Genomic DNA, 15,943 nt, shown 5'->3' on the forward strand with positions numbered 1-15,943 from the left:
AGGGACTATTTGCGCCCCCGGCGCGGTTCTGACCAACATGACCGTGACCCGTGCCGACGTGGGCTTCCGCTCCGAGCGTGGCCCCATCCTCATCGCCCTCATGCTCACCACCGGCCTCGTGGCCATCGACTCGACGATCGTGGCAACCGCAGTTCCCTCGATCGTGCGGGACGTGGGCGGCTTCTCCTCCTTCCCCTGGCTCTTCTCCGCATACATGCTCGCCCAGGCCGTCTCGGTGCCGGTCTACGCCAAACTCGCCGACATGCTGGGCCGCAAGCCGCTGATCCTGACGGGCATCGGCCTGTTCCTGCTCGGCTCGGTCCTGTGCGGGCTGGCCCCGACCATGGGCGCGCTCATCGCTTTCCGGGTCGTGCAGGGCCTCGGCGCGGGCGCCGTGCAGCCGATGGCCATCACCATCGCCGGGGACATCTACACGGTCGCGGAGCGGGCCAAGGCGCAGGGCTACCTCGCCAGCGTCTGGGCCGTCTCCTCCGTGGTGGGTCCGACTCTCGGCGGCGTCTTCGCGTCGCTGGGCATCTGGCGCGGGATCTTCCTGATCAACATCCCGCTCTGCGTCCTCGCCGCCTGGATGCTCGCGCGCACGTTCCACGAGTCCTTCGAGAAGCAGCGGCACCGGATCGACTACCTCGGCTCCGGGCTGCTGACCGTGGCGATGACCCTGTTGATCCTCGGCGCCCTCGAGGGCGGTCAGGCCTGGGCGTGGGCCTCGCCGCTGGGCATCGGCGTGCCCGCCGCGGGAGCGGCCCTGTTCGTGGCGTTCCTGCTCGCCGAGAGGCGTGCCGCCGAGCCGGTGCTCCCCACCTGGGTAATCTCGCGGCGGCTCCTGCTCACCACCACTCTGGTCTCCTTCGGAGTCGGGGCGATGATCCTGGGGCTGACCTCCTATGTGCCCACGTTCCTCGAGGGCGCCCTGTCCGTCTCCCCCGTGGTCGCCGGCCTCGCCCTGGCGGCGCTCACGCTCGGCTGGCCGATCAGCGCCTCCCAGTCCGGGCGGCTGTACCTGCGGATCGGCTTCCGCCGCACCGCGATCATCGGCATCGTGGTGGCGGTGGCCGGGACGGCCGTGCTCGCGGCGACCGCGCACACGCCGGGCGTGCTCTTCGTCGCCGGCAGCTGCTTCGTGATCGGACTCGGACTCGGGCTGACCGCCTCGCCCACGCTCATCTCCGCGCAGTCGAGCGTGGACTGGAGCCGGCGCGGCGTCGTCACGGGGACCAACCTCTTCGCCCGCTCCATCGGCAGCGCCCTCGGCGTCGCCGTGTTCGGCGCGATCGCCAACGGGATCTACGCGGCCGCGCCGAGCCAGCAGCTCGCCGTCGTGCCCGCCTCGGGGGCCGTCTTCTTCGCCGTCCTGGTGGTCGCGGTGCTCGCCGTGGCGGCCGTGCTCGCCATGCCGCGCGATGCGCAGAAGGAGCCGGAGGCCGCCGGCGCCGAGGAGGAGTCGCGGCGCCCCGCGCCCTAGGCCGGGCCGGTGGCGCCCTCGGCCGGGAGTGAAGCCTCGGGCTCACCGGAGTCCAGGCGCCCGCGGACCATCCGGAGGATCCGCGACAGCGCGAGCGAGATCGCCCCGGTGGCGTCGCCGGGAGCCTCGCGTGCCACCACTTCGTGGTAGGAGCCGCTGAGGGCGTCGACGGCCTCCTGGGCGCGGTCGAGCAGGGCTTCCGGCGCGTCCTCCTCGCCCCAGCCGCGCAGCGCCTCGGCGGTGGCGAGCAGCGCCGCGGCCAGCTCGGGGGTCAGCTCGGTCGGCACCCGCGTCCCGGCGCGCTCTTCCCAGATCACGCTCGTGAGCACGTCGGTGATGTCCTGGACCCGGAAGGTGGCGCGCTCGAGGGCCTGCAGGTCTGCGAGGTCCGCCTCGAGGTCGCGGTGGTGCCGCCTCCTGCGCGGGTTGGCCCGGGCGCTGACTTCGGCCTCCTCGACGGCGCTGCGCACGTCCGCCGCGCTGGCCGCCAGCAGTCCCTCCCTCGTGGACCACTCCTTGCGGCTCGGCGGCCATTCCTCCTCGGTGACCGCGGCCGCCATGTCCTCGAGCTGGTCGCCGAGCGCGTGGCGCAGGCGCGCGAAGGCAGGGGTCACGGCCGCGACGCGCAGCGGGGGGAAGACGATCCAGTTCACCGCGAGCCCCACGGCGACGCCGAGGCCCATCTGGACGAGGTAGGCCAGCGAGAAGTCGTCGCGCCGGTTGGCGCCGGCGACGAGGACGAAGAGCGCGGCGAGGGGAACCCACTCGCGTCCGCTGCCCATCCGTGGGAGCCCGCCGAGGACCATCCCCACCCCGACCACGAGCGCGACCGACCAGGCCGCGGTGTCCGCGAAGCTGCCCACGAACAGGGCTACGCCGATCCCCAGCGCGAGCCCCACCAGGCTCTGGAGCCCATTGCGGAGCGAGTCCGCCACGGTCGGGTACATGCTCACGAGGGCCCCGAGCGGGGCGTAGTACGGGTACTGGCCGAGTGCGCCCGGCATGAGCTGCGCGACGGCCCACGCGATGCCTGCTGCGAGGGCGGTCTTCCCGGCCAGGACGAGGCGCTCGGCCGAGGCTGCCTCCCTCAGTCCGTTGCGGGTGGCCGAGGGGGCCCAGAGGAGGAACTGTCGGAGTGCGGCGCGGGGCTGACGGGGAGAGGGAGCCATCTGTCCAGCGTGGCATGGGCCCGGGGCTGCGTCGACTTGAGTTGGCCCGCGGGGCGGTCAGTCCAAGGCCGCAAGTCGCTCCTGGGCCTTCGTCACGGCCCGGAGTTCGCGCTCCACAAGACGGGCAGCGAGCCCCCGGGCGCGCTCTGCCGCTGCCGCTTCCCGTTGGGCCGCCGCAAGGTCGTCCTCGAGCTCCGTGATCCGGGCGCGCAGGCTCCCGAGTTCGTCGGCCAGGCGCCGGGCGCGGGCGGCGGCGTCCGCGGCATCCCGCTCGGTGCCGGCGAGCTCGGCCTGTGCCTCGTCGAGGGCCTGCGCAGCCTCGTCGCGGTCCGCCTCGGCCTCCGCCCGCTCCTCGCGCCGGAGCTGCTCCGCCCGCCGGCGCTCTTCCTCGGCCTTCCGCTTCGCCTCCTGCGTCCGACGCTGGCCGGCGACGTCCTTCGAGCGCTCGCCGCTGTCGGTGCGCACCGTGCTGTCCCTGCGCCCCGTGTCTCCGTTCGAGGTGCCTCCGAGCCGGCCTCCAGGCTGCGTGGGGCCCCCGCGCGGCGCCGACGGTCCGCCGAGCACCTCAGGGACGGCCACGGCGCCGGAGAGGTCCACCGGCTCGAGGCCATTGCCCTCGAGAGCGCGGACCAGGAGTCCGCTCTGCACCGCCCTCGAGGCCTGCTCGTCCCCCATCGCCGCGCGCAGGGTCTGCTCGATCTCCGCCGCGGCGGCATCGCTCACTGCGACCCCGGCCTCGCCCGCGGCGGCCCGGGCGGCGGCCACCGCCTCGGGCAGGAGATGCGTGCGGTCTTTGCTGAGAGCGCGGAGGCGGGCGGGGTCCAGGTCCTCCTGGGCCTCCCGCAGCTGGGTGCCGAGGCTGACGAGGTCCCCCAGGGCTCCCGGTCGCCCGACGGCGAGCGCGTTGACGGCCCAGGCGGAGACAGAGGGCTTGGCGAGCCGGGCAACCCGCTGCGCGAGCTCGCGGTGGCCCTCGCGCCGGAGCTGCTTGACCCGGTCGTTGCGTGCCGCGGTGAAGGCGCCCGGCGGGCGGGCGTAGAGCTCGGCGGCGACGGCGGCGAGGTCCATGACACGCATCATAGGCGGCTGTGGCCGCTGGCAGCGGGTGCAGCCCGCTCCTGGCGCCCGGATCCATGACAGGGCCGTCATGCCCTAGACAGCTTTTGGATGGACTTTTCATACTTGTCATATCGACTTCGTAGCCCGGCAGAGCGCCGGCTCCTGTCGAAGCGGAACAGGCAGGAAAGACATCATGGGAGCAGACCAGAGGACCCGTGTGCTCCTGGTGAGCGCCTATCCCCCGCTCCTGAGCGCGCTGCGGGAGGTGCTCGAGGAGGAGGGCGTCGACGTCGTGGGCGAGAGCGGGACGATGCGCGAGGGCGCGCGGCTCGCGCGCAGGTGCGCCCCGCAGGTCATGGTGCTCGACGAGCACCTCCCCGATGGGGATGCGGAGGCAATGTGCCGCCGGCTCAGCGAGGCGGGCACACCCACCCGGTGCGTCATCCTCACCAGCCTAGGCGCCCGGAACGGACGCAGGAGGCCGCCGGGCGACCCCATCTTCGTGGTCCGCAGGATTGCCGACAGCGGGCTCCCCCAGGCCGTCCGGGCGGCCGCGGCCCTCACGTGAGCGGTTCCAGCCTCAGCTCCCTCGAGAGGCGGTAGGCGGCCCTGAGGTGAGGCCGTAGCCGACCACGAGGACGCGCCCGATCATGAGTGCGGAACGCCGGGGGGACACGATCTGCCGCATGCCCGGAGGCACCTTCCCGGCCAAGTAGCCCTATCTCCTCACCCTGGCCTCCCAGCCCTCCGAGACCACCGTGCTCCTACCCCTGCGGCGCCCGGCACCTGCACGACCTCCGGCCCTATCAGTCCGCTAGGTGGTCAGGACGTCGTAGGATCCCCTGCACCTGGTCGCCGATGCGGAAGCCGTCCCGGTCCATCCAGTAACGACGCAGCACGTTCAGCCCGATACAGATGTCCATTGAGTGGACGCCCTGCAGGGCCCCCAAGTCCTCGGTGATGAAGTCTGCCAGCTGGGCGGGGCCCGTGAACGCGCCGTTGTGGGTCACGGACGCGCTGCCCGCCACCATGGACACCATCCGCGCGGAGGGGTGCCGACTGAGGTCGGCCAGGACGTCCGGAATGGCAGAAGGGTCGACCTGCAGGGAGATGTTGGCGTTCAGGGGGAAGCCCACCGCTGCGGGTTCGACCTCGATTCGCGGCGAGATCGCCCCGGAGCCCAGGATCACCTGCATGCTCCGATAGGCAGTAGAACTGCTCACGGAGAGCTTCCTCCCCAGGTCGGCGGCTGAGATGCGCGAATTGCTGCCCAACTCCTGCAAGGTTCGAAAGTCGATCTCGCTCAGGTCTTCGATCCGCGTGAAAGGAGGCAGGACCACCGGGTCGGTGCAGCCCTCCAGTTCGCGCCGCTGCTGTTCGGTCAGGCGATTCAGGCGCCACGACTGGCCCACCCGCGGACTCCTAAGCACGAGCTGGCTCCGGGCGGAGGCGATACCCGGAATAGAAGGGATCCGACGGCTGATCAGGTCATTGGCGTCGGATCCCAGAAGCGGGTAGAGGTCCGCGTAGATGTCGGCGCTGCCCGAGGTGACCATCAGGAACTGGATCTCCGGAAACTGCTTGAGTTCCTCGGCAACCTCGTACGCGCGGCCGGGCTGACAACGGATCCACATCTGAAGCGGATTGCCCGACGTGACAAGGGGCCACGCGAACCGGCCGATGGCCTTGACCAGGCGCTCCTGCTGCAGGCGCTTGAGCTTCCGCGTCACTGTGGTGGTGGGCTGATCGAGGATCTCGGCGAGCTTGCTGGCCGGCACACGGGGGGCCACCTGCAGGGCGGCGACGATGTCCAGACTGACCGGATCGTCGATCACCGGCCAGTCATCGACTCGGGCGGGCGTCGGGTCAGCGCTCATGTGGGAAGGGTAGCACCGAGCGGCCATCCTAGAGCTGGTTAAAAAAGCCACATGAGCGCAAAAATGAGAACGAATTCACCAACCTGGGTCTTGTATATGATCGAAACCGTCCTTACGCTGAGTGAGATGGAGGTCACAGGCGGCATCCGACGTCGGTGCTGGCCGCGTCCTCCGCCCACCCAGCACGCGAGAGAGAGACGAACCATGAGCAGCGAACCCCCTTGGAGCTGGCCCGAGAGCACATGGAGGGGACACGTGGAGCGTGTCCGGGCCGGCCGGACGCTGATGGACCCGGCCCCGAGCCGACGGTGGCCCGAAGGAGCGAAGGCTGCCGTCCTGCTTTCCTTCGACTCTGACCACGAGACTCCGTCGTTGCGCGATGGGGAAACCAGCCCTGGAAAGATGGCCGCCGGTGAATACGGCATCAGGGTCGCCGTGCCCCGCATTCTGGAGCTCTTGGAGCGGTACGAAACTAAGGCGTCGTTCTTCATCCCTGCGGTCTGCGCCCTGCTGCGTCCGCATGAGGTACCCGGCTACGCCGATGCCGGCCACGAGGTGGCCGTACACGGCTGGATACACGAACGCAACACGCAGCTGAGCCACGAGCAGGAGCTGGACCTGCTGAGCCGGTCGCTGGAGGTGCTGCACAAGCAGTCGGGAGTGCGCCCCGTTGGTATCCGCACCCCGTCGTGGGACTTCTCCGATTCGACGCTCGATGTGGTCCGCGAACTCGGGTTCCTGTACGACTCCTCGCTGATGGCCGACGACGAACCCTACGAACTGCTCGCCGACGGCGTACCCACGGGAGTGGTAGAGATCCCCGTCGAGTGGATCCGCGACGATGCGCCGTACCTGATGATGGACCGCTTTGCCTCGCTCCGCCCCTACACCCCTCCTAGAGAGCTGCTGCGGATCTGGAAGGACGAGTTCGACGGTGCGTACGCCTCCGGTGGCGTTTTCCAGCTGACGATGCATCCGCACATCATCGGCCACCGCTCACGCCTAGTCGTCCTCGAAGAGCTGCTCGCCTACATCCGCGAGTTCGACGACGTCTGGGTCACCACCCACGCAGAACTCGCCGACCGCGTCTCCGCCCACCTCACCCCAAGGGACACCGAATCATGAGCGAACTGAGCGTGAACGAGACCCTCGTTCACCAGACCAGACTCTCCGCCCGCGGCCGCAAGGCCATCATCGCCGGTTCCATCGGCAACACCGTCGAATGGGTCGACTGGTCCGTATACACGACCTTCTCGTCCGTCTTCGCCCATCACTTCTTCCCCGCAGGGAATGAGATCGCGTCGCTGCTTGGCGCACTCGCCATCTTCGCGGTCGGGTTCGTGATGCGCCCGATCGGAGCCGCAGTGCTCGGCGCCTACGCGGACAAGCATGGACGGAAGAAGGGCCTCGTGCTGACCATCGGGATGATGGCCGGGGCGTCCTTGGTCATCGGCCTGATCCCTGACTTCGGCACTATCGGCGTCCTCGCACCTGCCCTCCTCTTCCTTGCCCGGCTCGCCCAGGGATTCTCCGCTGGCGGCGAGTTCGGTTCCTCCTCTGCATTCCTCATCGAATCTGCGGCCCCGCGGAGGCGGGCATTCGCCGGTTCTTGGCAGCAGGTCTCGGTCGGCGCCGGCATCCTCATAGCCTCGGGCCTCGGCGCCATTATCACCTCGACCCTGCCCAAGGACGCCGTCGATGCCTGGGGATGGCGCGCCGCATTCATCATCTGCGCTCTGCTCGGAGTCGTCGGGCTCTGGCTCAGGTCCTCCGTCGAGGAGACAGACTCGTTTGCGAAGGCGAAGGTCGCGGCAGAAGCGACGGCTGCCCGAAGCATCCGACCGCCCCGCGGCGCAGTGTTCACCATGTTCGTCAAGCACCCTGGTTCCACCCTGCGCGTCTTCGGCGTCACGATAGCCGGCACGCTGCTGTACTACATGTGGGCCTCCTATATGCCCACCTATGCGGCCGTCTCGACTCACATCCCGCTCAACCAGGCGCTGACGGCCAACTTCATCGGCGTCCTCATCTTCCTGGTCCTGCTGCCGTTCGCGGGTCTGCTCTCAGACAAGATCGGCCGCAAGGCCACCATGACTGCCTTCGCCGGTGGATTCTTGGTCTTCGCTTGGCCGGCTTTCCACTTCCTCAACGCATCCTTCTCGACGCTGCTGGTCATCCAGATCATCGGCATGATCCTGCTGCTCGGCTACTCCGCCAACTGTGCAGTGATCATGGCAGAACAGTTCCCCGCTTCCGTCCGCGCCACCGGCATCGGCGTCCCCTACGCCCTCGCTGTGGCACTCTTCGGCGGCACGGCTCCATACATCACCACCTGGCTCACCTCCAGCGGCCTCGGAAGCTGGGTCTGGCTCTACTGCGCGGTCGCAGCAGCCATCGGCGTCATCGTCTACCTGACCATGCCCGAGACCAAGGGAAAGGACCTGGATTGAGCCGCCACGTCCTGATCACCGGCGCCGGCAGTGGGATCGGCCGCCAGACAGCTCTTGCCTTCGCCCAGCAGGGCGCAATGCTCTCCCTCGTCGACCTCAGGACCGATGCCGCCGAGAGCGTGGCCAGCGAAGCCGAAGCCCTCGGCGCAGACTCAGTCCACGTGCACGCAGCCGACCTCCGCGATATGGAAGCACCGGCCACCATCGTTCGTGGCGTTTGGGGCGCTGCGCCAGTCGACGTGCTCGTCAACGCGGCCGGGGTCTACCCCGCCACCCCCTACCTCGATCTGGATGCCTCGACGTGGGACGCGGTGCAGAACCTGAACGTCCGAGCTCCACTGCTCAGCACGGTCGCCCTGGCACAGCTGGCCTCGGCAACAGGGCGCCGGGCCGTCGTCGTCAACATCTCCTCCGGCGCCGCGCTGCGCGCCCGCCCAGGGGCCGCACCATACGCCACCTCAAAGGCTGCCCTCGAGATGGCCACCCGCGCCTCGGCCCTCGAGCTCGGCTCGCTGGGCATCAGGGTCAACGCCGTCGCCCCCGGATTCGTCACCGTGAACAGCAAGGCCAACCCCGTCACCGAGGAGTACGCCGCCGCCGTCTCTCCCAATCCGCTCGGCCGCAGGGGGCGCCCAGAGGACGTCGCCAATGCCGTGCTGTGGCTCTGCAGTGACGCTGCCGAGTGGATCACCGGCGAGATTCTCCGTGTGGACGGCGGAGCCTCGACCGGCGCTATGAACCTGCCCCTCCACTGGGAACCCGCCACCAAGAAGGAAGCACACGCATGACCCTCGCGGACCTCCCCTACACCGTCGTCGGCGCCGGTGCCATCGGCGGCACTCTGGCCGTCCATCTCGATGCCCAGGGCGTCCCCGTCCAACTGGTCGACGCTGACCCGGGCCATGTAGAGGCCATCCGACGCAACGGGCTGCGCCTGCAGACCCCGGACGGAACCCTCACCGCACACCTGCCCGTCTTCGGACTCGACGACGCCCCCTCCCAGCTCAAAGGGGTGCTGCTAGCGGTCAAGGCTCAGACCACCGATAAGGCCGCCGCATGGATTGCGCCACGGCTCGCGCCCGACGGGTACGTCGTCTCGATGCAGAACGGCCTCAACGAGGCCGTCATCGCTGCTCACGTAGGAGCCGGGCGCACGATCAGTGCCTTCGTGGACCTCTTCGCCGACGTCATGGAACCCGGTCTGGTCAAGGACGGCGGTGCCGGAGGGATGGCACTGGGTGAATACTCCGGCGGGGTAAGCGAACGCGTGCACAACCTCGCCGCCGACCTACAGCACTGGGGATCCCCGGTGGTGACACCGAACGTCGACGGATTCCTCTGGTCCAAGCTCGGCTTCGGCGCCATGCTGTCCGCCACCGCGCTGGCCGATGCCGACATGGCCGACTTGATCCACCGGCACCGGCCCTCGATGGAAGGGCTCGCCGAAGAGGTCTTCGGCGTAGCAGAGGCCGAAGGAGTCGCACTCGAAGGGTTCGATGCTTTCGAGCCCACCGCGTACCGTCGGGGCGCCGACGCCGCCATGCGGGAGGCCGCCACCGACAGGCTGGTGGCATGGCTGGGCACGCAGTCGAAGACCCGCTCTGGAATCTGGCGCGACATCGCCGTCCGCAGACGCCCTACCGAAGTGCCCTGCCACTATGAACCAGTCATTGCGAGGGCCCAGGCGCACGGCATCGCAGTTCCACTCCTCACGCAGCTGGTTGAGCTGATCAAGGCATTGGAGACCGGGCACACCGAAATGGGCGAACCACACCTGGACGCGCTGGACGCGGCAGTCGGGGTCCGCTCATGAGAGACGCCCGCGCCGTCATCGCTCTTCAGGACTGGATCAGCTCCCACAGGGACGAGATGGTGCAGGACCTTTCGGACTACATCGGCCAAGAGACACCCTCCGACGATAAGAATCTCCTGATCAAGGGGCTCGACTGGACCGAACGATGGCTGGGTCTGAGGCTGGGCGCTCCCGCTGCTCGACGAATGGTTGACGGCGGCGACCACGGCGACACCGTGGTGGTCGACTACCCTTCCCCAACCCTCCCAGCTGCCCCTTGGGTCACCGCGCTGTGCCACTACGACACGGTATGGCAAGCAGGAACTCTCGCAGAATGGCCCGTATCGGTCGAGGGCGACGCCCTGACCGGGCCCGGTGCCTTCGACATGAAGGCAGGCCTAGTCCAAGCAGTCTGGGCCCTCAAGGCCTGCGACGCCGTGGGGGCAGTCCGCCCCCACGTGCGCCTCGTACTCAACGGTGACGAGGAGCTGGGCAGCCCCTCCTCCCGCACTGTCATCGAGGAGGAATCGCTTCGCGGGGCGTCAGTGCTCGTCTTCGAGGCGAGCGCCAACGGCGCCCTCAAGACCGCGAGGAAGGGCGTCGGCATCTTCCGGGTGGAAGCACGGGGCGAAGCTGTCCATGCTGGGCTCGACCCGGAGGCGGGAGCAAGCGCTATCGAGGAGATCTCACGGGTAGTCCTCCTGCTGCACGCGGCGTCCGATCTTGCCGCGGGAACGACTATCAACGTCGGTGTCCTCCGCGGCGGAACGCGGACGAACGTCAAGGCTGGCCGCGCCGTCGCCGAGGTCGACGTCCGCGTCAGCAGTGAGGCGGAAGCCCAACGCGTTGACAGCCTGCTCGGATCCCTGAGAGCAGAAAATCCCCTCGCGTCCATTTCGGTCGGGGGCGGGTGGAACCGGCCCGTGATGCAGCGGACGGAGAAGACGGCGGCGATGTTCAGCCGTGCCGTAGATGTCGCCACGGCGCTCGACCTCGATCTGCAGGAAGCTTCGGTGGGAGGGGCCAGCGATGGAAACTTCGCCGCAGCCCTCGGCCTCCCCGTCCTGGACGGCCTCGGGGCGGTCGGAGCGGGAGCTCACGCCCGCAACGAATGGATCAGCATCTCGGGCATGGTCGAACGGGCCGCTCTCGCCGCTGGTCTCCTGACGAGGCTCGTCTAGAGAGGGAGGCCGAGGCGGGGCTGGGCAATTCAAAGGTGCAGCCCCGCCTGCTTCTCCCCCGCAGTCACCAGCGTGGGTGGACCGCCTCGCGGAAGTACGCGTCGTAGATGCGCCGCACGCCGACGTCGAACTCCGGGCCCAGTGACGCTGCGCCGGCTGCCGGTGCCGCGTTTGCCCGTGCCTGATCGCCATTCCTCGCGCCAGGGATCACGGTCGACACCCCGGGCTGGGAGATGATCCAGGCCAGGGCAGCCTGTGCGGTGGTCAGCCCTGGCGGGACGAGCTTCTGGAACTCGGCGACCGCGTCCAGTCCCTGCTCGAAGTCCACGCCGGAGAAGGTCTCCCCGACATCGAACGCGGAGCCGGTCCGGTTGTAGTTGCGGTGGTCCCCTTCCGGGAAGGTGGTGCTCCGGCTGTACTTCCCGCTGAGCAGGCCCGAGGCGAGTGGCACGCGCACCACGATGCCCACTCCGGCCTCCACTGCCGCCGGGAAGACCTCGTCCAGGGGCTTGAGCCGGAAGGGATTGAAGATGATCTGCACTGTGGCGACGTGCGGCCGTGCGATCGCGGCCAAAGCCTCGTCGGCAGTCTCCACGCTGACTCCGTAGTGCCGCATCACCCCCTCCTCGACCAGTTGGTCCAGGGCATCGAAGACCCGGTCGTCTGCGTAGACCGAGGTGGGCGGGCAGTGCAGCTGGACGAGGTCGAGGGTGTCGCGTCCCAGGTTGCGGCGCGAGCGGTCCAGCCACTCCCGGAAGTGTTCCAGAGAGTAGTTCTCCGGGACCTGGGGCATCCGGCGGCCCATCTTTGTGGCGACCATGACCCCGGCGTCGGGATGCGCCGCGAGCCACGCGCCGATGGCCTGCTCGCTGCGGCCGTCACCGTACACATCGGCGGTGTCGAAGAACGTCACCCCCGACTCGGCGGCCGCGTCGAGGACCTGCCCGGCCGCCTCCGGGCCGACGTCGCCCCAATCGCCACCCAGTTGCCACGTCCCCAGGCCAATCACGGAGACTTCTCGACCAGTCCGTCCCAGCACACGCGTTTCCATGGGCTCCGACTATAGTGCCGAAACCTGCTTCCAGCGCGAGGGCGATCACGATGGCCGGGGAGGGTGAGCCCAGGGGTCGCTGAAGGTCGCCCAGATCGGTCGCGGACGTGTCGCGGCGGTGCCCGGCCGCCGTCGCCCGTTACGTTCCGCTGCCCGCTGGGTACCGCGTTAGTAGTGTTCCTGCATTCGGCACGGCGAGGACGGGGTGATTTCGTGGAGGACACGACAGCGACGAGTGGTCCGGCCGACGGGGATTCGGTCAACCGTGACGGCCTGACGCACGCCGTCCAGGAGCGCGGGGCGGTGGAGCTGCTCCTCATCCGGCACGGTGAGAGCGAAGGCAACGTCGCGGCCACGGAAGCGCGCGAGGCAGGTGCGGAGGTCATCGACGTCCCCGCCCGCGATGCCGACGTGGACCTCTCCGCGACCGGCCGGGACCAGGCCAAGGCGCTGGGCGCCGCGTTGGGGCGGATCGCCGAGGGGCTCCGCCCCGACGCCGTGGTGTCCTCTCCCTACGCGCGGGCGCGCCAGACGGCCGAGATCGCTGTGGAGACAGCGGGCTGGCCGCTGCAGGTGCGCACCGACGAGCGGCTGCGCGACCGCGAGCTCGGCATCCTGGACCGGCTCACCCGGCTGGGCGTCGAGAGCCGCTATCCCGAGGAATCCGAGCGCCGGGACTGGCTGGGCAAGCTGTACTACCGCCCGCCGGGCGGGGAATCGTGGGCGGACGTGGCTCTGCGGCTGCGGTCCGTGCTGGCCGAGCTGAACGACCTGGGTGTGGGGCACCGGGTGATGCTGGTGTGCCACGATGCGGTCATCATGCTGTTCCGGTACGTGCTGGAAGGCCTCAGCGAAAGGGAACTGCTGGACCTGGCCGCCAGGGAAACCATCCTCAACGCCTCGGTGACGCGGTTCGTGCGTCCCTCCGGGTCGGGACCGTGGACCTTGGAGAGCTTCAACGTGGCCGACCACCTGGCGGAGCAGGGCGTCGCGGTCACCGAGCACGGAGGTGACACCAGTGCCCGGCCGCGCTGATTCTCATGCCGCCATCCTCGTGACGCCGTCGCTCCTGCGACAGTGGCCGCTCCCCGCCCCCGGCCAGGACAAGTACTCGCGCGGGTCCGTACTGGTGGTCGGCGGAGCCCGGGCAACCCCCGGCGCCGCTCTGCTCGCCGGAACGACAGCACTCCGCGCCGGGGCCGGGAAGCTGACCCTAGCCGTGGCTGGATCGGTGGCCGTGCAGCTGGGGGTCGCCTTGCCGGAGTGCGGTTCGATCGGCCTGCCGGAAACCGACAGCGGCTCCATCAAACCGGAGCTCGCCCGGATCTCCCCGTACCTGGACGAGGCGGACACGGTCCTGGTGGGGCCGGGGCTGGACGACCCCGACCTTGCCGGGCAGCTGCTGGCAGCCCTTCTCGAGCGCGAGAGCGCCCGCGGCGACCAGTCCGGCGGCGACTCTGACGGCCGGGGAGGGCCCGCCGTCGTCCTCGATGCCTTTGCCCTGGCCGCCCTGGTGACGCTGGAGGACCAGCTGGAACCCTGGCGGGGCCGGCTGATCCTCACCCCGAACCGCAAAGAGGCCGCGCTCCTGCTGGGGCGGGACGTGGATGACCCGGAAAAGGACCTGGCCGAGATCTCCGCCAGGTTCGGCGCCGTGGTCACCTGCCAGGGGCTGATCACCCAGCCGCCCGGACGGGATCCGGAGGAACCGGACCTGTGGAAGATCACCACGGGATACGGCGGCCTCGGCACCTCCGGCAGCGGGGACGTCCTGGCGGGCGCGATCGCCGGGCTCAGGGCCCGAGGAGCCAGCAGCGCGCAGGCAGCCTGCTGGGGCACCCATCTGCATGCCGCAGCAGGCGACCGGCTCGCCAGCAGGCTGGGGCCGCTCGGGTTCCTGGCCCGCGAACTTGCCGACGAGCTGCCTGCGCTGATGCTGGAGTCCAGCGTCTGACGCTCACTAGCCGTGCAGAGCAGCCAGGGTTGAATAACCGCATATCGGGTACAACTTTGACGGGTTCACTGAAGCGCCGGGCACCCCGGCTGGCAGGGGGAGGAAACAGGAGGCGATCCGTGGCGAACACGCGCGAGCGGGCCCGGAAGACCCCAGCCCGGCTGGGCTGGCGGGGCTGGCTCAAAGCCCTCGGCCCGGGCCTCGTGACCGGGTCCGCGGATGACGACCCCTCGGGCGTGGCAACCTACGCCCAGGCCGGCGCCCAGTACGGGTACGCGGCAGTGTGGACCGCTCCCGTGGTGCTGCCGATGATGATCGCGGTCCAGGAGATGTGCGATCGCACCGCCACGGCAACCGGGGAGACGCTGGGCAAGCTCGCCCGGCGCCGTTTCGGCAGGGCCGGGGCAATCGTGGTGGGCATTCTGCTGCTGTGCCTGCTCGTGGCCAACATCGTCAACGTCGGGGCCGACCTGATGGCAGTAGGCAAAGGCATGGAACTGCTCGGGGCGGGCCCTTCCCAGCTCTGGGCCCCCATCGCCGGAGTGGGCCTGGGAGTGCTGCTGATGACCGGGTCCTACAAGCTGGTCTCGAAGGTCTTCATCTGGCTCTGCCTCGCCCTCTTCGCCTACGTCGTCGTCATGTTCCTCGCCGGGGTCCAATGGAACGAGGTCCTCGCCGGGCTCACCTTCCAGCGCCTCGACCCCAATCTGCAGTTCTGGGGTCTCGTGGCCGGGGTCTTCGGCACCTCGATCTCCCCCTACCTCTTCTTCTGGGAGAGCGGACAGCGCATCGAGGAGATGCGCGCCAAGTCCGAGAAGGGAGACCGCCCCGCCGCCGACACAGACATCCCCGACTACAAAGCCATCCGCCGCCGCAGACAGCAGCGCATCGACGTCGTGACCGGCATGACCGTCTCAGTACTGATCATGTTCGCCATCATCGTCGCCACCGGCGCCACCATCGGCCGGCACCCCACCGACATCAACTCCGCCGCCGACGCCGCCCAGGCCCTGAAGCCCGTGGCTGGGCCCCTGGCCGGTGCGGTGTTCGCCCTCGGATTCATCGGCACCGGGCTGCTGGGCGTCCCGGTCCTGGCCTCGGCAGCGTGCATCGGCTTCAGCGGCCTCACCGGCAAGAACTGGGGCTTCGACCGCAGCCCCCGCAAGGCCCCCCTCTTCTACGGGCTCCTGGTCGCCGGGCTCGTGGTCGGAACCATCCTCTCGGCGCTGTTCACCGACGCGATCGCCCTCCTGGTCCTCTCGGCCATGATCAACGCCATCGCGGCGGCCCCGTTCCTCATCGTCGTGCTCCTGATCGCTGGGAGCCGTCGAATCATGGGCGACAGGGCGAACCGCGCACTCTCAAGCACCATCGGCTGGGCGACCGCTGCGATCATGGCCGCCGCCGGAGTCATGGCGATATGGGCCCAGCTCTCAGGGAGCTGAATTCTCGCAGGCAGCTGAGCCCTCTCCCGGGCGGCCGCCGGCAGCACCCTGAGGATCCGCTGCCTCAGTCGAAATGCGTGGTGGGGTGAGGCTGTCCGAAACAGGCCCGGATCCGGACGCGATCCGTGCAGCTTCACTTTGCGATCATTCGAAGCCGTGAGGAGGAAGCCCACGGCCTATTCACGGGTCCTTCCGGATTCTGCCGTGACCACGCCTGCGGACAGCTGATCGGGGTCCGGGATCAAGGGGGCCGATGTTCCCGGCAGGTTGCGTTTGCGTCTTCGTCGAGCCCTTCCACCGCGGCCGCTGCCACGACGGAGAGGCTCTCGGCGATGCTCAGGAGCGCCACGGTGCGGGCCTGCCCGAACCGTCCCGCAACCTCGGGATCGGCCGCGCCCTCCTCCTGGGACGCCTCGAAGTAGGCCAACGCCACATCGAGCGGTTCGAATGCCACGGCATCGCTCCTCATGTCACGGGCTGCA

Annotated in this window: 15 protein-coding genes; 10 read left to right on the plus strand and 5 right to left on the minus strand. The window is 69.3% G+C overall.

The window, feature by feature from the left end; genetic code table 11:
• Positions 1-37: 37 nt before the first annotated feature.
• Positions 38-1,483, plus strand: coding sequence for an MFS transporter (locus SA2016_RS10970; protein WP_066498005.1), 1,446 nt, complete (start codon positions 38-40; stop codon positions 1,481-1,483).
• Here the strand turns inward: SA2016_RS10970 and SA2016_RS10975 are convergent.
• Positions 1,480-2,652, minus strand: coding sequence for an FUSC family protein (locus tag SA2016_RS10975; protein WP_084249456.1), 1,173 nt, complete (start codon positions 2,650-2,652; stop codon positions 1,480-1,482). The genes SA2016_RS10970 and SA2016_RS10975 overlap by 4 nt on opposite strands.
• 57 nt (positions 2,653-2,709) lie before the next feature.
• Positions 2,710-3,720, minus strand: coding sequence for a hypothetical protein (locus tag SA2016_RS10980; protein WP_066498007.1), 1,011 nt, complete (start codon positions 3,718-3,720; stop codon positions 2,710-2,712).
• A 184-nt stretch (positions 3,721-3,904) separates the two neighbouring features.
• Here SA2016_RS10980 and SA2016_RS10985 point away from each other — a divergent pair, with 184 nt between their 5' ends.
• Positions 3,905-4,279: a response regulator transcription factor gene (locus SA2016_RS10985; protein WP_066498008.1), complete on the plus strand. Its 375-nt coding sequence runs from the start codon at positions 3,905-3,907 to the stop codon at positions 4,277-4,279.
• A gap of 238 nt (positions 4,280-4,517) precedes the next feature.
• Here the strand turns inward: SA2016_RS10985 and SA2016_RS10990 are convergent, their stop codons facing one another.
• Entirely contained in the window at positions 4,518-5,588 is a 1,071-nt protein-coding gene (locus SA2016_RS10990) for an Lrp/AsnC family transcriptional regulator (RefSeq protein WP_066498010.1), read from the minus strand.
• 204 nt (positions 5,589-5,792) lie between these two features.
• Between SA2016_RS10990 and SA2016_RS10995 the strand changes: the two genes are divergently transcribed.
• Genes SA2016_RS10995 through SA2016_RS22000 form a run of 5 tightly spaced genes read left to right on the plus strand, consistent with a single transcriptional unit; the run spans position 5,793 to position 11,011 of the window.
• On the plus strand, positions 5,793-6,713 hold the full coding sequence (locus SA2016_RS10995; protein WP_066498012.1) for a polysaccharide deacetylase family protein: 921 nt from the start codon (positions 5,793-5,795) through the stop codon (positions 6,711-6,713).
• Positions 6,710-8,038 carry an MFS transporter gene (locus tag SA2016_RS11000; RefSeq protein WP_066498014.1) on the plus strand — a complete coding sequence of 443 codons (1,329 nt, stop codon included), beginning with the start codon at positions 6,710-6,712 and terminating at the stop codon, positions 8,036-8,038. The genes SA2016_RS10995 and SA2016_RS11000 overlap by 4 nt, the downstream gene beginning before the upstream one ends.
• On the plus strand, positions 8,035-8,826 hold the full coding sequence (locus tag SA2016_RS11005) for an SDR family NAD(P)-dependent oxidoreductase (RefSeq protein WP_066498015.1): 792 nt from the start codon (positions 8,035-8,037) through the stop codon (positions 8,824-8,826). Before SA2016_RS11000 ends, SA2016_RS11005 begins: the two co-directional genes overlap by 4 nt.
• Positions 8,823-9,851: a ketopantoate reductase family protein gene (locus SA2016_RS21995; RefSeq protein ID WP_066498017.1), complete on the plus strand. Its 1,029-nt coding sequence runs from the start codon at positions 8,823-8,825 to the stop codon at positions 9,849-9,851. The genes SA2016_RS11005 and SA2016_RS21995 overlap by 4 nt, the downstream gene beginning before the upstream one ends.
• Positions 9,848-11,011: a M20 family metallopeptidase gene (locus tag SA2016_RS22000; RefSeq protein ID WP_066498019.1), complete on the plus strand. Its 1,164-nt coding sequence runs from the start codon at positions 9,848-9,850 to the stop codon at positions 11,009-11,011. The genes SA2016_RS21995 and SA2016_RS22000 overlap by 4 nt, the downstream gene beginning before the upstream one ends.
• 64 nt (positions 11,012-11,075) lie before the next feature.
• Here the strand turns inward: SA2016_RS22000 and SA2016_RS11020 are convergent, their stop codons facing one another.
• The gene (locus tag SA2016_RS11020; RefSeq protein WP_066498021.1) at positions 11,076-12,062 is read right to left on the minus strand and encodes an aldo/keto reductase; all 987 of its coding nucleotides are present in this window, start codon (positions 12,060-12,062) and stop codon (positions 11,076-11,078) included.
• 213 nt (positions 12,063-12,275) lie between these two features.
• On the opposite strand from SA2016_RS11020, the gene SA2016_RS11025 reads away from it, so the two are divergent.
• The 3 genes from SA2016_RS11025 (at position 12,276) to SA2016_RS11035 (ending at position 15,461) form a co-directional block, all read left to right on the plus strand.
• On the plus strand, positions 12,276-13,097 hold the full coding sequence (locus tag SA2016_RS11025; protein WP_066498022.1) for a histidine phosphatase family protein: 822 nt from the start codon (positions 12,276-12,278) through the stop codon (positions 13,095-13,097).
• The gene (locus SA2016_RS11030; protein ID WP_229710776.1) at positions 13,081-14,016 is read left to right on the plus strand and encodes an NAD(P)H-hydrate dehydratase; all 936 of its coding nucleotides are present in this window, start codon (positions 13,081-13,083) and stop codon (positions 14,014-14,016) included. The genes SA2016_RS11025 and SA2016_RS11030 overlap by 17 nt, the downstream gene beginning before the upstream one ends.
• A 119-nt stretch (positions 14,017-14,135) precedes the next feature.
• Complete coding sequence (locus SA2016_RS11035) at positions 14,136-15,461, plus strand: Nramp family divalent metal transporter (protein WP_066498024.1); 1,326 nt, start codon at positions 14,136-14,138, stop codon at positions 15,459-15,461.
• 241 nt (positions 15,462-15,702) lie between these two features.
• On the opposite strand, the gene SA2016_RS11040 is transcribed toward SA2016_RS11035, so the two are convergent.
• On the minus strand, positions 15,703-15,915 hold the full coding sequence (locus SA2016_RS11040; RefSeq protein ID WP_066498025.1) for a hypothetical protein: 213 nt from the start codon (positions 15,913-15,915) through the stop codon (positions 15,703-15,705).
• Positions 15,916-15,943: the final 28 nt, after the last annotated feature.

The sequence above is a fragment of the Sinomonas atrocyanea genome (assembly GCF_001577305.1).
Taxonomy (GTDB): Bacteria; Actinomycetota; Actinomycetes; order Actinomycetales; family Micrococcaceae; genus Sinomonas; species Sinomonas atrocyanea.